The sequence below is a fragment of the Cupriavidus sp. 05N40 genome, from assembly GCF_056397305.1.
The window spans coordinates 1-19,609 of the sequence record NZ_JBFTND010000171.1; the positions used below are offsets into that span (position 1 = coordinate 1).

Genomic DNA, 19,609 nt, shown 5'->3' on the forward strand with positions numbered 1-19,609 from the left:
CGTCAACAATAGCCATGGTTGGTATTTCCTTTTGTATTCGTATGTGCTTCGGGCATGCGGCAAAGACAAAGCGGTGCGCGCTCGGCGCGCGCACCGCCATTCAGGCCACGATCATTTGGTCAGGACAAAGCCCTTGAGCTTGGCGAAAGCCGCATCCAGCAGCGCCTTCTGCTGCTCGTTGTGCTTGGCGTAGTAGCCAACTGCCGGCGATGCCGAGGCGGGACGGCCGGCGTAGCCGAGCTTCTGCCCTTCGGTCATGTTTTCCATGATGTAGTGCTGCACGAAGAACCAGGCGCCCTGGTTCTGCGGCTCGTCCTGGCACCACACGATTTCGTTGGCGTTGGGATACTTCTTCAGCTCGGCGGCCACCGCCTTGTGCGGGAACGGATAGAGCTGTTCCATGCGGATGATGGCCGTATCGCCGGCGCCACGTTCCTTGCGCGCATTGACCAGGTCGTAGTAGACCTTGCCCGAGCACATGACGATGCGCTTGACCTTGCTGGCGTTCAGTTCTTCGTGATCCGGAATGACGGTCTCGAAGTGACCCTTGGCCAGGTCGGACAGCGGCGAGACCGCATCCTTGTTACGCAGCAGCGACTTCGGCGTCATGATCACCAGCGGCTTGCGGAACAGACGGATCATCTGGCGGCGCAGCAGGTGGAAGATCTGGGCCGGGGTGGTCGGTTGGCAGACTTGCATATTGTGGTCCGCGCACAGCTGCAGGAAGCGCTCGATGCGCGCCGAGCTGTGTTCCGGACCCTGGCCTTCGTAGCCGTGCGGCAGCATCAGGGTCAGGCCCGAGGCACGGCCCCACTTCACTTCGCCCGACGAGATGAACTGGTCGATCACGACCTGGGCGCCGTTGACGAAGTCGCCGAACTGGGCTTCCCAGATCACGAGCGCGTTCGGTTCGGCGGTCGAGAAGCCGTATTCGAAGCCGAGCACGGCTTCTTCGGACAGCACCGAGTCGATCACCGTGAACGGAGCCTGGTTCTCGGACACGTTCTGCAGCGGCACGTAGCTGCCGGCATCCCAGCGCTCGCGGTTCTGGTCATGCAGGACCGAGTGGCGGTGGGTGAAGGTGCCGCGGCCGGCGTCCTGGCCGGTGATACGCACCGGGTAGCCCGAAGCCACCAGCGACGCGAAGGCCAGGTGCTCGCCCATGCCCCAGTCCAGCGACTGGTCGCCGCGGCCCATGTTGGCGCGGTCCTTGACGACCTTCTCGACCAGGGTGTGCAGCTTGAAGTGCTCGGGGATCGTGGTGATGCGTTCGGCCAGGCGCTTGAGCTCGGTCACCGGCACCGCGGTGTCGGCGGCGTCGGTCCACTTGCGGTTCAGGAACGGCATCCAGTCCACGGCGAACTTGTTCTTGAAGTTCGACAGGACGGGGTCGACCGTGTGCTTGCCCGCGTCCATGGCGGCACGGTATTCCTTGACCAGCTCGTCACCGAAGTCGGCACCGACCAGGTTCTGCGCTGCCAGCTTGTCGGCGTACAGCTTGCGCGTGCCCGGGTGCTGGCTGATCTTCTTGTACATCAGCGGCTGGGTGACGGCCGGGGTGTCCTGCTCGTTGTGGCCCAGCTTGCGGAAGCAGATGATGTCGACCACGACGTCGCGCTTGAACTCCATGCGGAAGTCCACTGCGAGCTGCATGGCGAACACCACGGCTTCGGGATCGTCGCCGTTGACGTGCAGCACCGGCGCTTCGATCATCTTGACCACGTCCGTGCAGTACAGCGTCGAACGCGCGTCGCGCGGGTCGGAGGTGGTGAAGCCGATCTGGTTGTTGATCACGATGTGCATCGTGCCGCCCGTGCCGTAGCCGCGGGTCTGCGCCAGGTTCAGCGTTTCCATCACCACGCCCTGGCCGGCGAATGCCGCGTCGCCGTGCACTTGCACCGGCAGCACTTCGGCGTGGCCGGCGGGCTCGCCGCGGCGTTCCTGGCGGGCCTTGACCGAGCCTTCCACGACCGGGTTGACGATTTCCAGGTGCGACGGGTTGAAGGCGAGCGACAGGTGGACCGGGCCGCCTTCGGTGGAGACGTCGCTGGAGAAGCCCTTGTGGTACTTCACGTCGCCGGCCGGCAGGTCGTCGACGTGCTTGCCTTCGAATTCGGCGAACAGGTCCGCCGGCATCTTGCCCAGCGTATTGACCAGCACGTTCAGGCGGCCGCGGTGGGCCATGCCGATCACGATTTCCTGCACGCCCTTGCTGCCCGCGCGCTGGATCAGCTCGTCCATGGCGGCGATGAAGGATTCGCCGCCTTCGAGCGAAAAGCGCTTCTGGCCGACGAATTTGGTGTGGAGGAAGCGCTCCAGGCCTTCGGCCGCGGTCAGGCGGTCCAGGACGTGCTTCTTCTTGTCGAGCGTGAACACCGGCTTGGAACGCGTGGTTTCCAGGCGCTCCTGCCACCAGCGCTTCTGCGCCTGGTCGCTGATATACATGAACTCGGCGCCGATGCTGCTGCAGTACGTTTCGCGCAGGTTGTTGAGCAGCTCGCGCAGGCTCATCGATTCCTTGCCGAAATACGTATTGCTGGCGTTGAAGACGATGTCGAGATCGCTTTCGGAGAAGCCGTAGAAAGCCGGGTCGAGATCCGGCAGGGGCGGACGCTCCTGGCGCTTGAGCGGATCGAGGTCGGCCCAGTGCGAACCGATGTTGCGGTAGGCGGCGATCAGTTGCGTGGCAGCGACACGCTTGCGCCCCATGTCCGAATCGGCGGACGCGACGATGGTCTTGATTGGACCCTGCTTGGCGCGCTCGGCGAACGAGGCGACGATGGGAGCGTGGGCGATGTCGCGGGCGTTGGAGCCGTCGACGRCCGGCACGTTCTGCATCGCGTCGAAATACGCGCGCCAGTTGTCGGGAACCGAAGTGGGATTCTGGAGGTAGGCCTCGTACAGCTCTTCCACATAGGGGGCATTGCCGCCGAAGAGGTACGAATTGCTTTGATACTGCTGCATCATGGGGCGCTCACTATTCTCCGGGTATGCCGGAGTAAAGCGGGTTCATCAACCTTCCGCGACACGGCTTGACCGGTTAGCGGATTGCAAACAACTCTTCAGGTCAACCGGAGCACCTTATGCAAACGGCACCACGATGGGTGCCGGTTCTTTCGGCGCTGCGATCGCCCTGCAAGGGCAAGTTGTGCGGGGAAGGACCTAAGTCTTCACTGCGCATAAGCATAGCACGTTTGCCAACCGCCACTGGGGTCTTTTCGCATTACGGAACGGATTAACAACAAGCGCCATCGGGCATCGTTGCGCGTCGAGGCCCCAGCCGAGCAGCTCGGCGGYGCGCACCGGATCGTTGACCGTATAGCAGGCCACGCGAAAACCGGCCGCGTGCGCTGCCTGAATCACCTCGGCGGTGAGCTCGCGGTGGTTCGAATCGAGCGCCACGCAGTCCAGCCGGCGCAGCCGCTCCAGCCAGTCGGGCGGCAGCTTGTCCAGCAGCAGCGCGCGCGGCAGCGCCGGGGCAGCCTTGCGGGCGGYCTCCAGCGCCTCCTCGGAGAACGACGRCAGCAGCGGTGGCACCTCGCTGCCGGCCCACAGGGCCAGCGCGTCCAGCGCCACCGCGGCGCCGGTGCGCCATTCCGCGCCCGGCACCGGCTTGATCTCGATATTCACGTGCAGGCCGTTGGCGCGGGTATAGCGGGCGATCGCTGCCAGCGTCGGAATCGGCTCGCCGGCATACGCCGGGCTATGCCAGCTGCCGGCATCCAGCGTAGCCAGTTCGCCCAGCGTGAGCGCATCGGCGCGGCCGCGGCCGCTGGTGGTGCGGTCGAGCGTGGCGTCGTGCAACAGCACGGCACGGCCGTCGCCGGAGAGTTTCACGTCGAACTCGAACATGCGGTAGCCGAACGAGGCACCGTGGCGGAAGGCCGCCAGCGTGTTCTCGGGAGCCAGCTTGCCGGCGCCGCGATGGGCGATATGGCGCGGATAGGGCCAGGTGGTCTGCGTCATGGTGTGGATTACCGTTTGGTCCGCTCAGGCGTCGATCCGCTTGCCGGTCTCGGCGTCGAAGAAATGCAGGTGATCGGCCGAGGCCGTGATCGGCAGGCGGTCGCCGCCGCGCACATGCATATTGCTGTCCAGGCGCACCACCACCGGCTGGCTGCCCAGCGTGCCGTAGGCGAACGAGTCCGCCCCCAGCGCTTCGACCAGCCGCACATCGATCTCGGCAATCGCCTCGGCCGCCGCGCACGGCTCGATATGCTCCGGGCGCAGGCCCAGCAACGCGCGCTGCGGCAAGTGCAGGCCCATCGGCAGGTGGCCGAGCGTGGCGGGCTGCCCCTGGGCGCCCTCCTTCTGCTCCACGCGCATCTGCGCCTCGCCCTGGCCGCCATTGACGCGGGCCACCGGCACCAGGTTCATCGGCGGCGAACCGATAAAGCTCGCCACGAAAGTGCTGGCCGGGCGCGCATAGACTTCGAGCGGCGTGCCGATCTGCTCGACGCGGCCGCCGTTGAGCACCATCATGCGGTCGGCCAGCGTCATGGCCTCGACCTGGTCGTGCGTCACGTACATGCTGGTGGTGCGCAGGCGGCGGTGCAGCTCCTTGAGCTCCAGGCGCATCTGCACGCGCAGCTTGGCGTCCAGGTTCGAGAGGGGCTCATCGAACAGGAACACCGCCGGCTCGCGCACGATGGCGCGGCCCATGGCCACGCGCTGGCGCTGGCCGCCCGAGAGCTGGCGCGGCTTGCGGTCCAGCAGCGGGGCGAGCTCCAGGATGCCGGCGGCATGGCGCACGCGCTGCTCGATCTCGGCCTTGGCCATGCCGCGGATCTTGAGGCCGTAGGCCATGTTGTCGTAGACGCTCATATGCGGGTAGAGCGCGTAGTTCTGGAACACCATGGCGATGTCCCGCTCGGCCGGCTCGAGGTCGTTCACGACCTTCTCGCCGATATGGACCTCGCCGCCGCTGATGGCTTCGAGCCCGGCCACCATGCGCAGCAGCGTGGATTTGCCGCAACCCGAGGGGCCGACGATGACGATGAACTCGCCGTCGGTGATTTCCATGTCGATGCCGTGCACGACCTTGACATTGCCGGCGTAGGTTTTCTGTACGTTGCGAAGCGACAGTTTTGCCATTGCTATTCTTTCTCGCTGCTTATGCGCTGAGTAGGCGTGGCGGGCGCGTTTTCGCGCCCTGCCCCGTCCGCTTATTTTTCGGTTTCGACCAGGCCCTTGACGAACCACTTCTGCATCAGCACCACCACGATCGCGGGCGGGATCATGGCCAGCATCACGGTGGCCATCACCAGGTTCCAGTCGGTCGCGGCATCGCCGGAGCGGGAGATCATCTGCGTGACACCCACCACCACCGGGGTCATCGACTTCTGCGTGGTGATCAGCAGCGGCCACAGGTACTGGTTCCAGCCGTAGATGAACTGGATCACGAACAGTGCCGCGATGCTGGTCTTGGACAGCGGCAGCACCACGTCCTTGAAGAAGCGCAGCGGCCCGGCGCCGTCGATGCGCGCCGCCTCGGCCAGCTCGTCCGGGATGGTCAGGAAGAACTGGCGGAACAGGAAGGTCGCGGTCGCCGAGGCAATGATCGGGATGGTCAGGCCGAAGTAGCTGTCCAGCATGCCCAGGTCCGACACCACCTTGTAGGTCGGCAGGATCCGCACTTCCACCGGCAGCATCAGCGTGATGAAGATCATCCAGAAAAAGGTCTTGCGCAGCGGGAACTTGAAGTACACCACCGCGAAGGCCGAGATGATCGAGATCGCGATCTTGCCCAGCGAGATACCGAGCGCCATGACCAGGCTGTTGAGCATCATGGTCGAGACCGGGGAAGCGGACTCGCCCACGCCCTTGAACAGCACGGTGCGATAGTTCTCGAAGAAATGGCTGCCGGGCAACAGCGTCATCGGTGCTTCCAGCACCTGTTCCGCCGTCAGCGTCGAAGCCACGAAAGTCACATAGACCGGAAACGCCACCACCACGATGCCGAGGATCAGCACCAGGTGTGTGAGGAAATCCAGAAAGGGTCGTCGTTCTACCATGTTTGCGCCCGCCTGATCAGTATTGAACCTTGCGTTCCACGTAGCGGAACTGCACCACCGTGAGCGCGACCACGATCACCATCAGCACCACCGATTGCGCCGCCGAGCCGCCGATGTCCATGCCGCGGAAGCCGTCGTGGAACACCTTGTAGACCAGCGTGTTGGTGGAGTTGAAAGGCCCGCCGTGCGTCACCGAGTCGATGATGGCGAACGTGTCGAAAAACGCGTACACGACGTTGATCACCATCAGGAAGAAGGTGGTCGGCGACAGCAGCGGGAACACGATCGACCAGAAGCGGCGCCACGGGCCTGCGCCGTCGATGGCGGCCGCCTCGATCAGCGATTTCGGGATGCTCTGCAGGCCGGCCAGGAAGAACAGGAAGTTGTAGCTGATCTGCTTCCATGCCGCCACCAGGATCACCAGGCCCAGCGCCTGCTGCCCGTTGAGCAGGAAGTTCCAGTCGATGCCGAGCGCGCGCAGCGCGTAGGACACCACGCCCAGGCTCGGATTGAACAGGAACATCCACAGCACGCCCGCCACCGCCGGCGCCACCGCGTAGGGCCAGATCAGCAGCATGCGGTAGGCCATCGCGCCGCGCAGCACGCGGTCGGCGAAGTACGCCAGCAGCAGCGAGAAGGACAGGCCGACCAGGGTCACGCCCACCGCGAACACGCCGGTGATGCGGAAGGATTCCAGGTAGAGCGGGTCGTTCCACAGCGTGCTGAAGTTCTCCAGCCCGACGAACTCCAGGTTGATGCCGAACGCGTCCTGCTGCAGCACGGACTGGTACAAGGCCTGACCCGCAGGCCAGAAGAAGAAAACTAGCGTGATGACAATCTGCGGGAACACCAGCAGGTAAGGCAGCCATCGCGACCGGAAGACAACCCGTTTTTCCATGGGCAATCCAATCGTCCAACGAATGCCGCGCAAGGCGGCATCGAATCAGGTTACGGCGCGCATCCGCAAGGCGGGCGCGCCAACGAAGTGGCACATTGGCAGGGACGCGCCGTTGCGGGAGCGCCCCGGCCAATGTGCCAGGCCAACAAAAAACGGGCGGGATGCGAACCCGCCCGTCTTCGCGGCAAGGGCAGGCCGGCTTACTCGCGCGCGGTCTTCTGGAAGCGCTCGAGCAGTTCGTCGCCGCGCTTGACCGCGGTGTCCAGGGCTTCCTTGGGCTGCTTCTTGCCCGCCCAGACGGCTTCGAGCTCCTCGTCGACCACGGTACGGATCTGCACCAGGTTGCCCAGGCGCACGCCGCGCGACTTGTCGGTGGTCTTGACTACCATCTGTTCCACCGAGACATCGGCGCCCGGGTTCTTTTCATAGTAGCCGGACTTCTTGGTCAGCTCGTAGGCGGCCATGGTGACCGGCAGGTAGCCGGTGGCCTGGTGCCAGTCGGACTGGATCTCCGGACGCGACAGGTAGGTGAAGAACTTGGCCACGCCCTTGTACTCCTCGGGCTTCTTGCCGCCCATCACCCACAGCGAGGCGCCGCCGATGATGGTGTTCTGCGGGGCACCCGGCACGTCGGCATAGTACGGCAGCTGCGACACGCCGAAGGCGAACTTGGCGTTCTTGCGGATATTCGCCAGCGATGCCGACGAACCCGTGAACATCGCGCACTCGCCGTTATAGAACTTGGCCTGCGACTCCGACTTGCGGCCACCGTAGCTGAAGTAGCCCTTCTTCACCATTTCCTGCAGGTTGGTGATGTGCTTGACGTGCAGCGGGCTGTTGAAGACCAGGCGCGCATCGGTGCCACCGAAGCCGTTGTTCTTGGTAGCGAACAGCGTGTTGTGCCAGGCCGAGAAGCTCTCCAGGTGCACCCAGCCCTGCCAGTCGGTGGTGTACGCGCACTGGCCGCCCGACGCCTTGATCTTGGCCGAGTACTGCATCACTTCGGGCCAGGTCTTGGGCGGCTTGCTGGCGTCCAGGCCCGCCTTCTTGAAGGCGTCCTTGTTGTAATAGAAGACCGTGGTCGAGCTGTTGAACGGGAACGACAGCATCTCGCCCTTGGACGAGGTGTAGTAGCCGGCAACCGCGGGGATGTAGATCTTCTGGTCGAACTTCTCGCCCGCGTCCTTCATCACCGTCGATACCGGCTTGATGGCGCCCTTGGCGCTCATCATGGTGGCCGTGCCCACTTCGAAGACCTGCAGGATGGCCGGCTGCGTGCCGGCGCGGAAGGCGGCAATGCCGGCCGCCATGGTCTCGTCGTAGCTACCCTTGTTGACCGGCACGATCTTGTAGTCGGACTGGCTGGCATTGAACTTGTCGGCGATCTCGTTCACCTTGTCGTTCAGCGCGCCCTGCATGGCATGCCACCACTGGATCTCGACAGCGGCGTGCGCGGTGCCGGCGCCCGCCAGCACGGCAAAGGCCGCGATCTTCAGCACGGTACGTTGGAAGGTCATCGACAGCTCTCCTGGTTGTTATTTCAGTTCGGGAAAAAATCGACCGACTGTATGCAGTTTTTGTGACAGCCGGATGTTACTCCGCCTTGTTGGATTGGAAAACCGGGCAAATCCACTAAATGACAATAATATGACAACGTTTTGTCGGTGGCTTGACAGGGTAGAATCCGGGGCTATGCAAGCCATCCAGACCCTTCCCGCCCCGGCGTTGCGCCGCGTGCGCGGCGTGCTCACCGACATCGACGGCACCATCACCACCGACGGCAGGCTGCCGGCTGCCACCTACCTCGCGCTGGACCGTCTCAAGCAGGCGGGCCTGCACGTGATCCCGGTCACCGGCCGCTGCATCGCCTGGGCCGAGATCCTGACGCGCCTGTGGCCGGTGGATGCCATCATCGGCGAGAACGGCGCCTTCTATTCCCACCTGCGCAGCGGCAAGCTGGTTACCCGCTACCTGGACGACGCCACCACGCGGACAGCCAACCTCGAGCGCATCCATGCGCTGGGCCAGCGCATCCTGCAGGCGGTCCCCGGCTGCGCGCTGGCCTCCGACCAGGCCTGGCACGCGGCCGACCTGGCCATCGACCATGCCGAGGACGTCGCCCCCCTGCCCCCGCCCGCGGTCGACCGGATCGTCGCGCTGATGCGCGATGCCGGCATGACGGCCACGGTCAGCTCGATCCACGTCAACGGCTGGTTCGGCGCGCACGACAAGCTCAGCATGAGCAAGCTGTGCGCAGCCGAGCTGCTCGGCGCGGATCTCGACGCCGAACGCGACGAATGGCTGTTTATCGGCGACTCGGCGAACGACGCCACCATGTTCGCCCACTTTCCCCTGTCGGTCGGGGTCGCCAACATCCGCGACATTCTGCCGCAACTGCCGGCCAGGCCCGCCTACCTGACGCAGGCGGCTTGCGGCGAGGGATTTGCGGAAATGGCAGAACTGCTGCTGGCGGCACGAGGCTGACGCGCGCGCGTAGCGCGCATCAAATGAATACGGCCGGGACAAACCCGGCCGTATTCATTTCCGCGCTGCGGCAAAGCCGTCAGTCGAAGCCCAGTTCCTGCAGCTTGCGGGTGATCGTATTGCGCCCGATCCCCAGGCGGGTGGCCGCCTCCACCCGGCGCCCGCGGGTCACGCCGAGCGCCGCCTCCAGCACCGCCTTCTCGAAGCGGCGCGTCAGCGCATCCATCACCTCGGGCTGGCCGGATTCGAGCATGGCGCGCGCCTCGCCCGCCAGCAGGTTTTCCCAGCCGGCAAGCGCGCTCGCCGAGGCCGCGCGGCCGGCGAAGGCCAGCGCGGCATCAGGCTCCCCGGCCATCCCGGGGGGCGCTGCGCCGTAGTCCACCGGGTCGTGGCCGTCGGCCTCGTCCGCCCGGCTTTCGGCGCGCGCATCGAGCGCCCGCGCCATGCCCGCACCCGCGCCGTTGCCACCCTGCGGCGTGCCACCGCCGATCATCTCGCGCGGCAGGTCCTTGACCTCGATGGTCTGCGCCGGCGCCATCACGGTCAGCCAGTTGCAGAGGTTCTCCAGCTGGCGGACGTTGCCGGGGAACGGCAGCGTGCTGACATAGGTCAAGGCCTCGTCCGCCATGCGCTTGGGCTCCACGCCCAGTTCCTTGGCGCTCTTCTGCAGGAAATGACGGGCCAGCAGGGTGATGTCCTCCGGCCGCTCGCGCAGCGGCGGCAGGCGCAGGCGGATCACGTTGAGGCGGTGGAACAAGTCCTCGCGGAACAGTCCTTCCTTGACGCGCGTCTCCAGGTTCTGGTGGGTGGCGGCAATCACGCGCACATTGGCGCGCAGCGGATTGTGCCCGCCCACGCGGTAGAAGTTGCCGTCGGMCAGCACGCGCAGCAGGCGCGTCTGCARGKSSARCGGCATGTCGCCGATTTCGTCGAGGAACAGCGTGCCGCCSTYGGCCTGCTCGAAGCGGCCGCGGCGCATGGTCTGCGCGCCGGTGAAGGCGCCGCGCTCATGGCCGAACAGTTCGGATTCAAGCAGGTCTTTCGGGATGGCCGCGGTGTTCAGCGCGATGAAGGGGCCGTTGGCACGCGGGCTGTGCTTGTGCAGCGCCTGCGCCACCAGCTCCTTGCCGGTGCCGGACTCGCCGGTGATCAGCACGGTCACGTTGGACTGCGACAGGCGGCCGATGGCGCGGAACACGTCCTGCATGGCGGGCGCCTGGCCGAGGATCTCGGGGGCGTCCACCAGGCGGTCTTCCATCTCCTCCTCGCGCAGGCTTTCCTGCAGCGCGCGGCGGATCAGCTCGACCGCCTTGTCCACGTCGAAGGGCTTGGCCAGGTATTCGAAGGCGCCGCCCTGGAACGCGGCTACCGCGCTGTCCAGGTCGGAGTAGGCCGTCATCACGATGACGGGCAGCCCCGGGTGGCGCGCCTTGAGCGCTTGCAGCAGATCCAGGCCCGAGCCACCCGGCATGCGGATATCGGAGATCAGGACTTGCGGCTCGTCGTCTTCGAGCGCGGCGAGTACGTCGCGCACATTGGTAAAGCTGCGCGAGAGCAGGCTTTCACGGGCGAGGGCTTTCTCAAGAACCCAGCGGATTGATTGATCGTCGTCGACTATCCAGATCGGCTTCATGTGCGTCGCTTGTCTGCTCGGTGTCATTCGGTCTTCCGCGTTCCTGTCTGCACGCCACCTGAGGCACCGGGAGGCAGCAATCGTTGAGGCAATGCCAATTGCTTTCGCCAGGTCAATGCAGGGGCAGCAGGATACGGAAGTCGGTACAGCCAGGCCGGCTCTCACATTCGATCAAGCCCTCGTGCTGCTGCACGAAGGTTTGAGCGAGTGTGAGACCGAGGCCGCTGCCGCCGTCCCTACCCGACACCAGCGGATAGAAGATGCGTTCGCGAATATCCTCGGGGATGCCCGGACCGTTATCGATGACATGCAAGTCCAATGCCAGCTTGAACAGACGCTTGGCAATTGTCACCTGGCGGGCCACGCGCGTGCGCAGGACGATCTGCGCATCGCCGCGCCCGATGCGCTCGGCCAGCGCCTGCGCAGCGTTGTGGACGATGTTGAGCACGGCCTGGATCAGTTGCTCCATGTCRCCGCGCAGGTCCGGCAGGCTGGCGTCGTAGTCGCGCACGATATCCAGCCCGGACGGGAATTCGGCCAGCACCACCGAACGCACGCGCTCCAGCACCTCGTGGATATTGAGGTCCGACACGATATGCGGATGCCGGTGCGGCTCCAGCAGCCGGTCCACCAGCGTCTGCAGGCGATCCGACTCCTTGATGATGACCTGGGTGTATTCGCGCAGCGAGCGGTCCGGCAGCTCAAACTCCAGCAGCTGCGCCGCGCCGCGGATGCCACCCAGCGGGTTCTTGATCTCGTGGGCGAGGTTGCGGATCAGTTCCTTGTTGGCCGAGGTCAGGTCGAGGATGCGTTCCTCGCGCTCGCTGCGCACCTTCTGCTCGTTGGGCAACATCTCCACCAGCACGGTGTCGGGGTTGGCCTCCAGCGCGCCGATCACCACGTGCGCGTGGGTCGGCTCCTGCAAGGGCGGGTGCAGCACCACGTCCTGGCGGCGCGCATCGAACTGCCGCGAGAGCACCGTATCGATCATGCTGCCGAGCTCTTCCGAGGCGCCGAACAGGTCCGCCAGCGACAGCTCCACCATGGCCTTGCGCGATACCGCGAAGCTCGCTTCGGCCGCCGGGTTGGCGTAGACGATGCGCATGCCCGGCTGGCGCACCAGCAGGACCGGGTTGGCGATCACGTCCAGGCCCTGGCGATAGGAAACATCGCCCAACGGCAGCACCGCGGCCCCGCCCTCGGGCGGATTGCCGGCTCCGGCCGAAGCCACCTTGCGGGAGACGCTGCGAATCAGGCGACGCATGAGACTAGTCCTTCAGGTTGGAAAGTTCGCGCCGCAACGATGCGGCATTGGCCTCGCCGCGCGCGATGTCGTCACGCAGCGCGGCGGTGCGGTCCAGGTACCGCTGGTAGTTGCGCTCRTTGCCCTGGCGCTCGGGCTSGCCGTTGTTGTACTCGGCGCGCAGCCCGGCCAGCTTGGCCTCCTCGCTCTGCAGTTCCTGCTCGAGCACGGCGCGGCGCTCGCCGTCGCGGCTCTTCTGCGTGGCGCTGTCCACCCGCGGGAAGGTCGCGGGCGTGGTGGCCGGCGCGCTGCCCTTGGCCGCGCCGGCGGCGGAGACGCGCGTGCCCGGCACGGTGGTCACTTCCGGCAGGCTGAGCCGCTTGCAGCCCTTGCCGCCATTGCCGTTGCGGTACTCCGGCACGCCGTTGGGGCCGGCGCAGACATAGATATCACCCGATTGCGCCGGCGCCGGCCGACTCCAGGCCAGCAAGGCCAGCGCCAACATGGCGCATACGGCCGCCGGCGCACGCATGCGGGCACCGAAGCGGGGCATCGGGTGGAGCTGGGAGTGCGGAAAGTCGAGCGCGTCCATTGACATCAGCAAGGGAGGTGGAAAAGGAGCCCCATTCTAGCCATCAATCCAGGCTTCAAAACAAAAAGGGACAGCCGAAGCCGCCCCTTCCTGGTGCAACTGTTGCCCGGTCACAACCAGGCAACGTCCCGCCTTACAGCGAGTAGTACATTTCGAACTCGATCGGGTGCGTGGTCATGCGGAAGCGGGTGACTTCTTCCATCTTCAGTTCGATGTAGGCATCGATCATGGAGTTGGAGAAGACGCCGCCGCGCGTCAGGAACTCGCGGTCGTTGTCGAGGTATTCCAGGGCCTGGTCGAGGCTCGAGCAGACGGTCGGGATCTTTGCATCCTCTTCCGGCGGCAGGTCGTACAGGTTCTTGTCGGCAGCTTCGCCCGGGTGGATCTTGTTCATCACGCCGTCCAGGCCGGCCATCAGCAGCGCCGAGAAGCCCAGGTACGGGTTCATCAGCGGATCCGGGAAGCGCGTTTCGATACGGCGGCCCTTCGGGTTCGCCACATACGGAATGCGGATCGAAGCCGAGCGGTTGCGGGCCGAGTAGGCCAGCTTCACCGGTGCCTCGAAGCCCGGGACCAGGCGCTTGTACGAGTTCGTGCCCGGGTTGGTGATGGCGTTCAGCGCGCGAGCGTGCTTGATGATGCCGCCGATGTAGTACAGCGCGAATTCCGACAGGCCGGCGTAGCCGTTGCCCGCGAACAGGTTCTGGCCGTCCTTCCACACGGACTGGTGCACGTGCATGCCCGAACCGTTGTCACCCACGACCGGCTTCGGCATGAAGGTGGCGGTCTTGCCGTAGGTGTGCGCGACGTTCTGGATCACGTACTTCTGCAGCTGCGTCCAGTCGGCGCGCTGCACCAGCGTGCTGAACCGGGTGCCGATTTCGTTCTGGCCCTGGCCAGCCACTTCGTGGTGGTGGACTTCCACGGGGATGCCCAGCGATTCCAGGATCAGGCACATTTCCGAACGGATGTCCTGGAAGGTGTCGATCGGGGCGACCGGGAAGTAGCCGCCCTTCTTGCCCGGACGGTGGCCGCTGTTGCCGTGCTCGAATTCCTTGCCCGACGACCACGGTGCTTCTTCCGAGTGGATCTTGACAGCGCAACCCTGCATGTCAATGTTCCAGGTCACGCCGTCGAAGATGAAGAATTCGGGTTCCGGACCGAAGTAGGCGGTGTCGCCCAGGCCGGTGCTCTTCAGGTACGCCTCGGCGCGCTTGGCGATCGAGCGCGGGTCGCGGTCGTAGCCCTTGCCATCCGACGGCTCGACCACGTCGCAGGTCAGCACCAGGGTCGGTTCTTCGTAAAACGGATCGATGTTGGCGGTAACCGGATCCGGCATCAGCAGCATGTCCGAAGCCTCGATACCCTTCCAGCCGGCGATCGACGAGCCGTCGAATGCGTGGCCGCTTTCGAACTTGTCTTCGTCGAAGTGCGACACGGGTACCGACACGTGTTGCTCTTTGCCTTTGGTATCSGTGAARCGGAAATCGACGAACTTGACGTCGTTTTCCTTCACRAKCTTCATCACATCTGCAACGCTGTGGGCCATGCCTATCTCCTGGAAATTCGGCTGAAGTCTAGAAAGCCATTCTTGCGTCGGTCTTCGTCACACCCCGCCTGCAAGGCTTGGGGACTGCGCAAAAACCGGCCACGAAAGGGACGAGGAATGTTAGCAGAAAGCATGCCAAGGGAAGACCCTGATTACCCCTGCGTTCCCGAAAAAAGTGCAATTGGACGGCCCCAGGCAGGCCTTCGGACGGTGCCAGGGTGGCGCATGTGGCATATGCAAAATCTCGCTGCCCAGGCAGGCCGCGCGAGCCCCGCAGGCGCGCATCCGGCAGGGCCCGCGGAAACACCAAAACAGTGCAATACAGCGCGAAAATGCACCATCAATGTGCCACCACGCAAATGATGATCTGTTTTGGTGCGCTCGCCACCAGGTTGCCTGCTTGCGGTGCATGCACCCGGCATTCCTGGCCGCGGCCGACCGCCGCCCAAACCTGCCGGGCCCGGCCCGCGGCGCGCTAGAATACCCGTCGGGGCGCTCCATTGCCCTATGGCGCCGTGGCGCCACTCCACCTTTCGATCTTGTCACCCAGATGACCACCCGAGACGACCTTCTCCAAGCCGCGCGCCAGCGCCAGCAGCAAAACCAGCTCCCCTATTTCGGCGCCCTCTCGCCGCAAGAAGCGTTTGCCCTGCTGCAGAACGATCCCGCCGCCGTGATGGTGGACGTGCGCACGCAGGCGGAACTGGACTGGATCGGCGGGCCGGACCTGCCGGAAGCCCAGTCCGCGCACGTCGAATGGATGAGCTACCCGGGCGGCGCGCAGAACGCGGCCTTCCTCGAGCAGCTCAAGGCGCGGGTACCGACCGATGTACCCGTGCTGTTCCTGTGCCGCAGCGCGGCGCGCTCCAAGCACGCGGCGCGCGTGGCGACCGAGGCCGGCTACCAGTTTGCGATGGATGTGCTCGAAGGCTTCGAGGGCAACCGCGATGAGCATCATCACCGCAAGACGACGGAAGGCTGGTGCGTGCGCGGATTGCCGTGGCACGGCGCCTGACGGGCGGCAACACCGCCAGGCCCCGGCCGGGCGGCAAGCAAAACGGGACAGCATGGCTGTCCCGTTTTTCATTCGATGACCGTATCACCGCTCAGTCCGCCGCTCAGTCTGCCGCGGGATCGCCCGGCCGCCGCGCCGCGACTTCCACCAGCTCGAAGCCCATCTCGCGCACGCCGTCGCGCAGCATGGCGTAGGCCGGCTCGACGAGATCGCTCGCCCCCTTCACGCCGAGGTCGATATGGCGCCGCGCATAGAGCTCGCCGCGCCTGGCATCGCCTACCGACGGCAGGCTGAACACGCGCACGCCGCCGAACGCTGCCTCGACCCGCTCCATCAGCGGCGTCAGGGTCGATTCGGGCGCCTCGAACACCAGGAACGAACGCTCCTCCTGCACCGCCGTATGGAACAGGTGCGGGTAGTAATGGTCCAGCACCCATTCCATCATCGGCCATGCCATTACCGGGAAGCCGGGCATGAAGTGATGATCGGCTACGGAGAAGCCGGGAATCCGGTTGTAGCTGTTCGGGATGATGCGCGCGCCCGCCGGGAATTCACCCATCTTGAAGCGATGCTGGTTCTCGGGCAGGTTCAGGTCGCCCTTGACCGGATCGCCGGCGGCGGTCTCGACGATGCGCTGGGCGATCAGCTCGCGCGCCTCGGGATGCAACGCCAGCGGCACGCCGAGCGCCGCCGCGGCGCATTGCCGGGTGTGGTCGTCCGGCGTGGCGCCGATGCCGCCGGTGCAGAACACCACGTCGGTGCCGGCAAAGGTGCGGCGCAGCGTGGCGGTGATGCGCGCGCGCTCGTCGCCCACGTACTCTGCCCAGTCCAGCGCCAGYCCACGGGCGGCCAGCAGTTCGATGGCGCGGCGCATGTGCTTGTCTTCGCGCCGCCCCGACAGAATCTCGTCACCAATGACGATCAGGCCGAAACCCATGATGCCCTCGCTTCAGGATTGTTCAATGCGCCGCACGTCGGACGGCGCGAGATCGATGACGTCCGCCGCAGGCGAAGCCGCCACGGCGGCGCGCTCGGCGCGCAACTGCTCCAGCGCGCGCAGGCAGAAATGCCCGAACCACAGCGCCGAGAAGATAAAGATCAGCACATAGAGCCACAGCGTGCCCGCCAGTACGAACGGAAACAGGAAGATCAGCGCCGCCGAGGATACCCAGATCAGCGTCGGTGCCGAGCCCAGCAGCCCGACCGCCACGCCGATCGAGAGCAAGGACGCGCGGTGGCGTTTCATCAGGGTCTTGCGCTCTTCGGCGGTGGCGTGCTCGGCCAGCGCGTCGTAGGTCATCACGCGGTAGGTCAGCCAGCCCCACAGCAACGGCGGGATCAGCGCAAAGAACAGCGGGAACAGCCACAGCGGCAAGGTCACGATCACCAGCAGCAGGAACAGGAAGGTACTGCCGAGCGTCTGCAACACGCTGCCGGCCACGCTGCCGCCCTTGGCCCGCTCCAGCCCGGGATAGCTGCGCTCCAGGTGGCGCATCACCGAAGGCACGGAGAACAGGCTGATGAAGATCAGCATCGAGGCGATCACCAGCGGCACCATCAGCGCGATCACGAACAGCGGCGCCACCACGGCATTGAGCGACTGCATGCCCAGCCAGGCCAGCCCCGCGTAGATCCAGCTGGTGAGCGCCGAGCTTTCGAGGATGCCGCGCGCGGTCGCCATGATGGGCTCCCAGCCCCACAGCAGCAGGCCACCCCACAGCCCCGTCGCCAACACGAAGGGGATGACGGTGAGCATCAGCATGCGCGGATGCAGCTGGCTCATCAGGGCACGACCAAACGCGCGAAAAATATCGTTCATGCAGTGAATTGGATTGCCGCGAAAGCGAAGACAAACAGACTAGCACACGTCACCGGCGCCGGCCGGAGCCTGCCGGCCGGCACATCACCGCCATGGCCAGGCGGGACGCCGCGAGGCGGCGGCGCGGCCCGTCAGCCCAGCCGCAGCAGGCGCTTGATGCCGTACCACTGCTGCGACAGGAAGCCGGTGCCGTAGTTGCGGCTCTTGCCCGCGGGCGGCGGCATCTGGTCGCGGATCCCGGTGGGATAGTAGGCGTCGGTGAACACGGCGGTGCGGAACAGCATGTCCCACCATGGGAAGATCACGCCGTAATTGCAGCCGCCGAGCCGGCCGGGACGGCCGATCGCCTCGTGGCCCACGCCCACCGCGTGGTGGGTGCGGTGAAAGCGCGGCGACACCAGCAGCCGCTCGCCGAGCSMGCCGAARTGCAGGCGCAGGTTGGCRTGCTGCAGGCTCTGCAGMAGCTGCGACAGCGCCACCAGCAGCACGTACTGCGACGGCTCCACGCCGACCGCCAGCGCCACCACGGCGAACACCAGGTCGCGCAGCATGTCGTCGAGCAGGTGGTTGCGGTTGTCGCTCCACAGCGTCATCTGGCGCTGGCTGTGGTGCACGGCGTGCAGGCTCCACCACCAGCGGTAGGTATGCGACAGGCGGTGGTACCAGTAGTCGAGCAGGTCGAACAGCAGCAGGTAGACGAAGAAGCTGACCAGCGGGATCGACGTCACCGCCGGCCACCAGTCCTCCACATTCACGCGCTGCCAGCCAAGCAGGCGCAGCTGGCCTTCGAGCCCGTCCATCAGCGGGCCGAGCAGGAAGAACATCGCCAGCCGGAACAGGCCGAGCCGATGCACGACGGTATAGAGAATGTCGGTGCGGATCGCCCCGCGGTCGGTCACGACCTCGACCGGGCGCAGCTTTTCCAGCGGCCCCAGGATCAGCACCATCACCACGATCTGCACCAGCCCCACCAGCAGCCATTCGGTGCCCGTGAAGGCGTCCTCGGCATAGCCGCCGAAGCCGAGCTGGTAGACCACCGGCAGGATCACGTCCTGGAACAGCGTGGCTTCGACCTGGCCGACCCAGGCGTTGAGCGTGTCCAGCATCACGGTCTCCCCGCCTCGCGGCCCGCCACGGTGGCGCCCTGGCCGCGCAACCACTCGCGATAGGCGGGATGCTCGCGCAGCGTGGCGAAGCAGAAGCCCTTCTGCTCCAGCCCGCTGATCAGCGGCTCGAGCACGCCCGGCGCCCACGGATCCTTGCGCGACCAGATGCCGAGATGCGCCATGGTGATGTCGCCATCGCGCAGGTCGCGCAGCGCGCGCGCCAGCAGCACCTTGTTCGGGAAGCGCTCGGAAGACAATTCATCGCCAAGGAAGCCGGCCGGCGCCCATGCCACGTGCCTGAAGCCGCACTGCTCGGCCCATTGCAGCGTCTGCGGCGCGGTATGGCCGCCCGGCGCGCGCCACAGCGGCGACATCGCGGCGCCGCTCAGCCCGCGCAGTGCCCGCGCGCTGCGCTTGAGTTCGCTGCAAAAGCCCTGCTGGTCCATTGTCACGTCCTGGCCGGCCTGCGCGCCGAACTGCGGGCGCATCGTCACTTTGCCGTCGCGCGTGCCGCGCAGGTAGACGTGGTCGAAGGTGTGGCTGCCGAAGACATGGCCGTCCGCCGCCAGCGTCTTCCAGTACGCGGCCCAGCCCGGGTCGAGCGAGCTGTCCTTGTTGACGGTGGGCTCGTTGGCGAGGAAGAAGGTGGCCTTGATATGGTGGCGGCGCAGCGTGTCGGCGATCAGCGTGGCCTGGCTCATGCTGCCGGTATCGAAGGTCAGGTAGAGCGTGCCGGCACGGCAGGATTGCGGCGCGGCAGGCGCCGGCTGCGCGGGTCCGGCGGCGTTGGCTGAGGTGGCTGAGGTGGCTGAGGTGGCCGACGTGGCCGAGGTGGCGAAACCCGCCGCCGCCGCCGCCAGTGCCAGCCCCGCAACGGCAAACCCGGCCGCCGCGCGTATCACCGCGCGGGCGGGCCGGGGCCGCGAAATCTTGCTCATGATGCCTGTCCTGATGACCTGTGACTGCATTGGAGTGGCGACAGCCATACTAGTTTCGAGTGCCGCGCGGGCCGCCGCGTTCCGTGCGGCGCCGCGCCCGCCACGCCCGGCTCAATACTCAATACAAAGGCGCGCGCGTGCGGAAGTAAATGCCGTGCGGCGAACGGCCGACGCGGATGGTCTTGACCAGCTTGCGGCTGGCCACGTCGACCAGGCCGACCGAGCGTGCCCAGCGGAAGCTCACCCACAGCGTCTTGCCGTCCGCGGTGAGCTCCATGTCATCGGGACCGGCAGGCAGGCCGGTGATATCGCCGATCT

The 19,609-nt window shown here is 65.8% G+C and carries 16 protein-coding genes and 1 pseudogene; 2 read left to right on the forward strand and 15 right to left on the reverse strand.

All coding sequences use genetic code 11. The annotated features are described in order from the left end of the window. Positions 1-111 precede the first annotated feature (111 nt). The 6 genes and pseudogenes from AC1DO7_RS30255 to ugpB form a co-directional block, all read right to left on the reverse strand. Complete coding sequence (locus AC1DO7_RS30255; RefSeq protein WP_477116918.1) at positions 112-2,967, reverse strand: 2-oxoglutarate dehydrogenase E1 component; 2,856 nt, start codon at positions 2,965-2,967, stop codon at positions 112-114. Between the two features lie 297 nt (positions 2,968-3,264). Beyond that, positions 3,265-3,966: pseudogene (gene ugpQ / locus AC1DO7_RS30260) on the reverse strand (glycerophosphodiester phosphodiesterase); the annotation flags it as partial. A 24-nt stretch (positions 3,967-3,990) separates the two neighbouring features. Further along, complete coding sequence (locus AC1DO7_RS30265; protein ID WP_441623664.1) at positions 3,991-5,094, reverse strand: sn-glycerol-3-phosphate import ATP-binding protein UgpC; 1,104 nt, start codon at positions 5,092-5,094, stop codon at positions 3,991-3,993. A gap of 71 nt (positions 5,095-5,165) precedes the next feature. Then, complete coding sequence (gene ugpE, locus AC1DO7_RS30270) at positions 5,166-6,014, reverse strand: sn-glycerol-3-phosphate ABC transporter permease UgpE (protein ID WP_441623662.1); 849 nt, start codon at positions 6,012-6,014, stop codon at positions 5,166-5,168. Positions 6,015-6,030: 16 nt separating this feature from the next. Beyond that, complete coding sequence (gene ugpA / locus AC1DO7_RS30275) at positions 6,031-6,912, reverse strand: sn-glycerol-3-phosphate ABC transporter permease UgpA (RefSeq protein WP_441623660.1); 882 nt, start codon at positions 6,910-6,912, stop codon at positions 6,031-6,033. A gap of 200 nt (positions 6,913-7,112) precedes the next feature. Further along, complete coding sequence (gene ugpB / locus AC1DO7_RS30280; protein WP_441623658.1) at positions 7,113-8,429, reverse strand: sn-glycerol-3-phosphate ABC transporter substrate-binding protein UgpB; 1,317 nt, start codon at positions 8,427-8,429, stop codon at positions 7,113-7,115. 175 nt (positions 8,430-8,604) lie between these two features. On the opposite strand from ugpB, the gene AC1DO7_RS30285 reads away from it, so the two are divergent. After that, the gene (locus tag AC1DO7_RS30285; protein WP_441623656.1) at positions 8,605-9,396 is read left to right on the forward strand and encodes an HAD-IIB family hydrolase; all 792 of its coding nucleotides are present in this window, start codon (positions 8,605-8,607) and stop codon (positions 9,394-9,396) included. A 79-nt stretch (positions 9,397-9,475) separates the two neighbouring features. Here AC1DO7_RS30285 and ntrC read toward each other — a convergent pair whose 3' ends face one another. The 4 genes from ntrC to AC1DO7_RS30305 all read right to left on the reverse strand — a co-directional run bounded on the left by ntrC (position 9,476) and on the right by AC1DO7_RS30305 (position 14,413). After that, on the reverse strand, positions 9,476-11,029 hold the full coding sequence (gene ntrC, locus AC1DO7_RS30290) for a nitrogen regulation protein NR(I) (protein WP_477116919.1): 1,554 nt from the start codon (positions 11,027-11,029) through the stop codon (positions 9,476-9,478). Positions 11,030-11,141: 112 nt separating this feature from the next. Beyond that, positions 11,142-12,293, reverse strand: a complete 1,152-nt coding sequence (gene glnL, locus AC1DO7_RS30295; protein WP_441623653.1) for a nitrogen regulation protein NR(II) — start codon at positions 12,291-12,293, stop codon at positions 11,142-11,144. 4 nt (positions 12,294-12,297) lie between these two features. Then, on the reverse strand, positions 12,298-12,864 hold the full coding sequence (locus AC1DO7_RS30300) for a DUF4124 domain-containing protein (RefSeq protein ID WP_477116920.1): 567 nt from the start codon (positions 12,862-12,864) through the stop codon (positions 12,298-12,300). A gap of 133 nt (positions 12,865-12,997) precedes the next feature. Beyond that, complete coding sequence (locus AC1DO7_RS30305) at positions 12,998-14,413, reverse strand: 3-hydroxylaminophenol mutase (RefSeq protein WP_477116921.1); 1,416 nt, start codon at positions 14,411-14,413, stop codon at positions 12,998-13,000. A 550-nt stretch (positions 14,414-14,963) separates the two neighbouring features. Between AC1DO7_RS30305 and AC1DO7_RS30310 the strand changes: the two genes are divergently transcribed. Further along, entirely contained in the window at positions 14,964-15,428 is a 465-nt protein-coding gene (locus tag AC1DO7_RS30310; protein WP_441623647.1) for a rhodanese-like domain-containing protein, read from the forward strand. Positions 15,429-15,531: 103 nt separating this feature from the next. Here AC1DO7_RS30310 and AC1DO7_RS30315 read toward each other — a convergent pair whose 3' ends face one another. The 5 genes from AC1DO7_RS30315 to AC1DO7_RS30335 form a co-directional block, all read right to left on the reverse strand. Continuing rightward, positions 15,532-16,365 (reverse strand): competence/damage-inducible protein A, encoded by an 834-nt coding sequence (locus AC1DO7_RS30315; RefSeq protein ID WP_441623645.1) that lies wholly within the window; start codon positions 16,363-16,365, stop codon positions 15,532-15,534. A 12-nt stretch (positions 16,366-16,377) separates the two neighbouring features. Further along, the gene (locus AC1DO7_RS30320) at positions 16,378-17,247 is read right to left on the reverse strand and encodes an EI24 domain-containing protein (protein ID WP_441623643.1); all 870 of its coding nucleotides are present in this window, start codon (positions 17,245-17,247) and stop codon (positions 16,378-16,380) included. A 131-nt stretch (positions 17,248-17,378) separates the two neighbouring features. After that, a complete protein-coding gene (locus AC1DO7_RS30325) occupies positions 17,379-18,353 on the reverse strand; it encodes a sterol desaturase family protein (protein WP_477116922.1) in 975 nt (324 codons plus the stop codon). Further along, positions 18,353-19,291 (reverse strand): polysaccharide deacetylase family protein, encoded by a 939-nt coding sequence (locus AC1DO7_RS30330; protein ID WP_441623640.1) that lies wholly within the window; start codon positions 19,289-19,291, stop codon positions 18,353-18,355. Before AC1DO7_RS30330 ends, AC1DO7_RS30325 begins: the two co-directional genes overlap by 1 nt. Before the next feature lie 118 nt (positions 19,292-19,409). After that, positions 19,410-19,609 (reverse strand): YncE family protein (locus AC1DO7_RS30335; RefSeq protein ID WP_477116923.1); only part of this gene is annotated, 200 nt, incomplete at its 5' end.